Origin of the sequence: Arhodomonas sp. AD133 (genome assembly GCF_051195215.1) — a bacterium.
Classification (GTDB): domain Bacteria; phylum Pseudomonadota; class Gammaproteobacteria; order Nitrococcales; family Nitrococcaceae; genus Arhodomonas.
This window is the reverse complement of sequence record NZ_JBNAZM010000089.1, coordinates 1-6,714: the sequence shown is the minus strand read 5'-3', so window position 1 is coordinate 6,714 and position 6,714 is coordinate 1. Positions and strand designations below refer to the sequence as shown.

Annotated in this window: 4 protein-coding genes; 2 read left to right on the top strand and 2 right to left on the bottom strand. The window is 57.8% G+C overall.

Annotation, left to right across the window (positions count from 1 at the left end; genetic code table 11):
• On the top strand, positions 1-280 hold a 280-nt coding region (locus tag ACPEES_RS22665; protein ID WP_435106656.1), incomplete at its 5' end, for a hypothetical protein.
• 20 nt (positions 281-300) lie between these two features.
• Here the strand turns inward: ACPEES_RS22665 and ACPEES_RS22660 are convergent.
• Positions 301-1,236 carry a jacalin-like lectin gene (locus tag ACPEES_RS22660; protein WP_435106654.1) on the bottom strand — a complete coding sequence of 312 codons (936 nt, stop codon included), beginning with the start codon at positions 1,234-1,236 and terminating at the stop codon, positions 301-303.
• Between the two features lie 517 nt (positions 1,237-1,753).
• Between ACPEES_RS22660 and ACPEES_RS22655 the strand changes: the two genes are divergently transcribed.
• On the top strand, positions 1,754-2,524 hold the full coding sequence (locus ACPEES_RS22655; protein ID WP_435106652.1) for a phosphotransferase family protein: 771 nt from the start codon (positions 1,754-1,756) through the stop codon (positions 2,522-2,524).
• A 150-nt stretch (positions 2,525-2,674) separates the two neighbouring features.
• On the opposite strand, the gene ACPEES_RS22650 is transcribed toward ACPEES_RS22655, so the two are convergent.
• Positions 2,675-6,607 carry an InlB B-repeat-containing protein gene (locus tag ACPEES_RS22650; protein WP_435106650.1) on the bottom strand — a complete coding sequence of 1,311 codons (3,933 nt, stop codon included), beginning with the start codon at positions 6,605-6,607 and terminating at the stop codon, positions 2,675-2,677.
• Positions 6,608-6,714: the final 107 nt, after the last annotated feature.

The window sequence follows — 6,714 nt, the reverse complement described above, 5'->3', positions numbered from 1 at the left end:
CAATTGGTGCAATCGTTCTTCCATCACCCAGCTTGTCGATACACGATTGCACATGACATTACTTTCTAAAGGATTAGTAACCATAAGCTGCAAAAAACCTGGAAGGCGCATTAAATGTCATAGCCATTATTGCCGGGCCCAACATTCCGCGAATATTCGGACGTATAGCTCACGGCGCGCACCGATCGCCACGACGGATATCGGCGGGCCGGCAAGCCCTAAAAAATGCGCAACACCAATTCAGATTTTTGCAGCCGAACAACAGGTCATTAATCCATGACCAAAGCGATACTAGTCAAACTATGAATCCGTTATTTCAACCCCCGTATACGACACCCCCTCATACATCCCTTTTACCGGGTAAGTAAACACATACCCCGATTTCAACCTCACTTCCATTGTCCCCTCATAAGGAAGCACTATACTCCCCTTTCTAGTTAGCGCCGTCAAAGAAATGGAATCACCAGGCCCCAAAGTGCCTGACTGTTCCCATGAAAGGGTCCGTTCAGTGGAGCTGGACGTTTGATGAGTGGCCGAGGAACTCACCTTCCACCCAAACTTTCCCTCTACGCTCGCAACTTCAGGGACTGAAGCTTTAACAGATACCTCACTATAAACTTCTAGTCCATCAGTAAAGGACCATGAAGATGAAGTAGTAACCGTTCTACTGCCGCTGAACTTCCAGCTTCTCGACTCATTGCCGGTATTTTTATCGGTGTACTGATCCAAGGTCTCTGGCATGATCCCTGCTGTTTCCAACGCCAAAGTTGGATACGATACGTCCTTTAGTTGAGAATATTCAATGGGTTTCAGAAACACGAAACCCATATTGTCAATGTCCGCTCCCGCGCTCCCCATCGTGCCCACACAAATACCCGAACTGACATTGATGGGGTACTCCTGCTTTTTTCCCCACTTAGTCATGCCATGATCGAAGGTGCGATTTCTGTCCGTCTGAAAACGAATCCAGCCGGTTCGCGTACCGGCGCCGTTGCCCCATAAACTAAGTTTGGTAATGCGCTCCCCAGGATCGAAAGCGAACTCTTTATATGAACCTGACGGATTACCATAGGTCTCCGGGGTCTCATCCGTTAACCAAACACGAATTGCCTTTATTTGCCATTCACCAGCCCACACTCCAATCTTTTCCAGAACCTTTCCATTGGACCCGCCTGTACAATTGAAAGGCACACCACCTTGACCACCGATCAATTGCACATTTTCATAAATATCCACAACAACCTCCACCCATGATTTTGCCGCATGCACGCGGACATCTATGCGCAACAGCGTTCAAAGCGCGTCCAACCTAAGGACGTCGTCGTTGCCACTGTCTTCTAAGTGACCTCATATCAGACTCAGCAGCGCTTGCCGGAGCAATTCAAACCGAACCATTAATCCAATCCACGTCTTAAGAATTGATCAGCGCAAGCACCACTATAGTCACCAATTTTTGCTCATATCTAATTGCACAGTAGAAGTTTAGACGACGCTTCCGTCGCGACAAAGGCATCTAGCTGACATGGGTTTTATAGATTGCCCCGTTCCGGATGGAAGTACTGTATTACCAACCCCGAAAATACCAAAATCAACTATGACGTTTTCTTTATCGGCCTCTAATCCGCAGGAGGCCGACCCATCGCCGCTCATAGGGGCGTGGATTCCGAATAGATCTTCAACTACGCAGCCAGGACACCAATACGGCATGCGGACAAGAACGATACGTGCGATATCACCGGACGATGTCTCGCAGATGGGGGTAGCGACGGTCGAGATTCTTCGCGACCGCGATACGCCGTTGGTGAGGAAATCCGGTGCGGCGCTCACGGAATGCCGATTCTATGACTCGACCGCGCCACGCCTTCGCGCACGAGGTGTGGAAATGCCGCGGGCGCATCGCGTGGATGTGGCGAACCGGCTGCTCGTGCTCGAATTCGTGCCCTATCCCCTCGCCCCGACGGACTATGACTGCCCCGACGTGCTCCGTCAGCTCGCGCGGATTCATGCCTCGGAGATTCCATTGGATGGCGTGCCCTTGTTCAGCAATACCTGGACCGACGCGGAGACAGTGTTGGCCGCCGACTGCCTGCAGCTCTCGTCCCGCGACAGGCACACACTGAAGCGGTTGCAAACTTTCCAGGGCACGATTTTCGAGCCGCGGACGCTGCTATCCGGTGACGCCAACATCGGCAACTGGGGACGGCGGCAGGACGGGACGGTGGTGCTGTTCGACTGGGAGCGTTTCAGCACCGGTAGCCCTGGCATCGACCTGGCTGCGCTGATTCCCGGCCTGCTGCCATGGGCTGCCGTTGGGGACCTCGCCCGGCGGTACCTGGCCTGCTGTGATTCGACGTCCGTGGACCCGGTCGAGCTGGCCCGTCAGACGATCATTGCTCAGGTGTGGCTGACCATCGAGGTCACCAACCTGCTGGTACGAAGGCGGCATCCGCATTTGTCAGCGTTTCTGGGCAAATACCGTGCCCGATTCCCCGGGTGGCTGAACAAAATGACCAGGCACGTGTAGAGGTAACGGTGCCCTTCCGCGCTCCCATCGCTAGCCCGTGCCCGAATTCGGCGTCGAGCAGCCCGCGGACTGCTCGACACGCCAAATCGCGGCCACTTGTGCACTAATTTCAGCAGATCCTGATGACCAGCCGACCGCGACCAGGCTGATTCAACCACGAAGATCGTGGGTGTCCCGATTTCCTTGCGATACCCGGTATCGGCCGAAATGGAAGCCGCCGAGAACAAGCACGAGGGCGGCCAGGACAAGCAGCCCATGCCGGGACAGGACCGGGACCGCCACCGGATCGCCTGCTGCCTGAGTGATGACCAGGCCACCAGGGTCGACAATGCGCCCGTCGGCTACGCCGTCCTGGTCGCCGGCGCCGCCGTCGGTCAGTTGCAGGGTCACGGTATTGCCGCTGACCTGGTAGTGCTCCGGGGGCAGTTCGTACCAGTCGTCGGCGCCAAGGTCGTACTTCCAGTAGGCCGTATTGGCCGGCAACGGCTCTGGATAGGTAATGACCACCGTGGCCTTGGCGCCGGGCTCGCCATCGACCAGCACGAAGCCAAACAGGCCGAACGGAAACTCCAGACCCTCCGGCGGCGGGCTACCGGCGTTCTCCGGTGCGATGTAGCCCTGGCTCTCGGCATGGTCGAAGATCCACTGACCCGACCCACCGCCCGAGGCAACGGCCTGGATCTCGCCGGGGCGATCGGCATTCGGACTGTCACCGACCAGCACGGGGAGGAACCGGGCCACAACGCTGCGGGCCGAGGTGACCGCCGTCAGGGTGCAGCTCTGGGCGTCAACGGCATCACAGTCGCCTTCGAACCCCTCGAAAATGAACTGCTCGCCGGCGTCGGCCGTACAGACACTGTCGCGGCCGTGGCCGACCGGGTCGGGATCGCAGGTCAGCGTGCCGGCCCCGACCGGCGTCACGGAGGTGGCAATGGCATGGCGCTCGAGCTCGGCCGAGCACTGGGCATCGGCGCCGCCGGCGACACCCTGACAGCTCCAGTCCCACGGGCCCTCGCCGGTGACCTCCGAGGCATTGCCCGCCTCGCACAGGTTCTCGCTGGGGGCTTCGGTCAGGACACCGGCGTCGGCCGCCCCGCAAAGGCCGTCCGCCGGATCCTGCGTGAAGCTGGCCTCAACGCCGCAGTCGGCTTCAACAGGCCCGGCGGTGTAGACGTCGCCCGACAGGCTGCCGGTACAAGAGCCCCGGACCTCGCCAATGCTGTAGCCCGTATCCGGCGTCAGAGTGAAGTCCACGCTGTCGCCGTGGTTGATTGTCTGTGCCGTCACCGGGCTGATACTGCCACCATCACCGGCAGAGGGCGTGACAGCGTAGCTGATGGGCTCGAAATTCGCAGTAATGCTTTGCGGCCCGGTGACATCTTCCAGCACGCAGTCACTACCTGTGCAATCGCCGCTCCAATCGGTGAAGGTGTAGCCTTCAGCCGCAGAAGCGGTACAGGTGCTGCTGCCGTCATGATCCACCGGATTCGGATCACAGCTGGCGTTGCCGCCTTCCTCCGGGCTGGCCGTGACATCGATGTCATAAGCATTAGTCGTCCACTGCGCATACAGCGTCACGTCCGAAGCGCCCATCGTGAACGTATCGCCACCCGCGTAATCCGTCCCGCTTCCGTCAGCGGCGGTATTCCAGCCCGCGAACGTATAGCCCGTTCTGCTTAACGTCCCGCTGCCCGGCACCGTCACACTGCTATCGTACTCATGGCTGCCAGCCCCGGGCGCACTTCCTTCGTCGTTCCCGTTGCCGTCAAAGCTTACCGTATAGTCATTGATCGCCCACTGCGCGTACAACGTCACATCCGACGCGCCCATCGTGAACGTAGCGCCACCCGCATAATCCGTCCCGCTTCCGTCCGCGGCCGTATTCCAGCCCGCGAACGTATAGCCCGTTCTGCTTAACGTCCCGCTGCCGGGCACCGTCACACTGCTATCGTATTCATGGCTGCCAGCCCCGGGCGCACTTCCTTCGTCGTTCCCGTTGCCGTCAAAGCTTACCGTATAGTCATTGATCGCCCACTGCGCGTACAACGTCACGTTCGACGCGCCCATGGTGAACGTATCGCCACCGACAAAACCCGCTCCGCTTCCGTCCGACGCAGTATTCCAGCCCGCAAACGTATAGCCGGTTCTACTCAAATTCCCCGTATTGCCCGATACGCTCACGCTGGTGTTGTACACATGGTTGCTACTCCCGGGCGCGCTTCCTCCGTCGCTCCCGTTGCCGGCGTAACTCACCGTGTAGTCGTTGATCGTCCACTGCGCATACAGCGTCACATCCGACGCGCCCATCGTGAACGTATCCCCGCCGGCAAAATCCGCACCGCTTCCGTCCGACGCGGTATTCCAGCCCGCAAACGTATAGCCCGTTCTACTCAGCGCCCCCGTGTTGCCCGATACGGTTACGCTGCTGTTGTACACATGGTTGCTACTCCCGGGGGCGCTTCCTCCGTCGTTCCCGTTGCCGGCATAACTCACCGTGTAGTCGTTGATCGTCCACTGCGCATACAGCGTCACGTTCGACGCGCCCATCGTGAACGTATCCCCGCCGACAAAGTCCGTTCCGCTTCCGTCGGCCGCCGTATTCCAACCCGCAAACGTATAGCCCGTTCTGCTTAGAGCCCCCGTGTTGCCCGATACGGTTACGCTGCTGTTGTACACATGGTTGCTACTCCCGGGAGCACTTCCCCCGTCGTTCCCGTTGCCGGCATAACTCACCGTGTAGTCGTTGATCGTCCACTGCGCGTACAACGTCACATCCGACGCGCCCATCGTGAACGTGTCGCCGCCCGCATAATCCGTTCCGTTTCCGTCGGCCGCCGTGTTCCAGCCTGCAAACGTATAGCCCGTTCTGGTCAAACTCCCCGTATTGCCCGATACCGTTACGCTGGCGTTATCCTCATACAACGCGTCGGCAGGTGCATTCCCGCCGTCATTGCCATTTCCATCGTAGCTGACGGCATATTTCTGTACCGCACGCTGCACCGTTGCACGATTGCCATTGGCACCGTCCATGTACACAACGTAGGGCCTATCATTGCTGTCAATGGCAATGCTCGTATGGTTGCTGGCACCAGGAGAAACAGATCCGCCGCCCATGAGGTCCCAGACATCATTGGGCGCATCATACACGCTCACCATCGTTTGAGCTGTACTATCCTCTGTGTACGCGACATAAGGCGCACCGTTACTGTCTATTGAAATATCCACGGCCCCGCCGGCCCTGACCGAAAACCTCTCGCTACCGACTGACTGCCAACTGCCGTCATACTTTTTTACTGTTGTTTTATATTCGCCGACTTCACTCGTTGAGTCTTCCACATAGACAGCGTATGGAATGTCATTGCTGTCCAACGCAATATCCACTCCCTGAACAAATCCGTCTGCAAATCCACCGATTCCCACGGTGACCCAGCTGGAACCATTAAATCTCTGCACCGTGGCATCACTGTCCGAATAGATCACATAGGGTGTATTGCCGCTGTCAAACGCGATGCCCGGAGATGAGGCATTAGACGAAGAAAATCCCGCACTGCCCACAGTAACCCAGCTCGCGCCGTCCCACTTCTTCATCACGAGCTTATACGAAGTACTGGAATCCACGTACACGACATACGGGACATCGTTGCCATCAATCGCGATATCCGAGGAATAAATGATTGAGTTCGAAAACCCCTCGCTGCCTACCACCTGCCAACTGGCTCCGTTATACCGCATCACCGTTGCCAGGCCTCCGCTGCTCCCATCCTTGAAAAAAACATAGGGAGCTCCGCCGCTGTCGATGGCAATATGAACGTTAGTGGCCGTTCCGGTCGTAAAACCGGCGCTGCCCACCGTTTCCCAGCTCGTCCCGTTATATTTCTTTACCGTCGCTTGATCCGTCTGATCCCCGTCCGTGTACACGACATAGGGCGTGCCGCCGCTGTCGAACGCAATATCCGTATATTGCGCGGTCCCTGTTGAAAAGCCCGTATTCCCTACCGCTTCCCACTCGAACGCTGCAGCTTGTGCGTCAGGCGACGCAAAAGCAGCGAGGCCGATAGACAATGCAAGCAACAAGCGGAACACGCCGTTCAGTGGTTTATCCGTGATCTTGTGAGGTTCCTTCTCGATCTGTGTGGGTTCCAGGGTGTGAAGGCGGGTAGCCGGTAGGTAGCGATGACCGATATGTTGTG

Excerpts from the sequence above, each read along its gene's own strand:
- ACPEES_RS22655 (WP_435106652.1), top strand. The coding sequence starts at position 1,754 with ATGGGGGTAGCGACGGTCGAGATTCTTCGCGACCGCGATACGCCGTTG.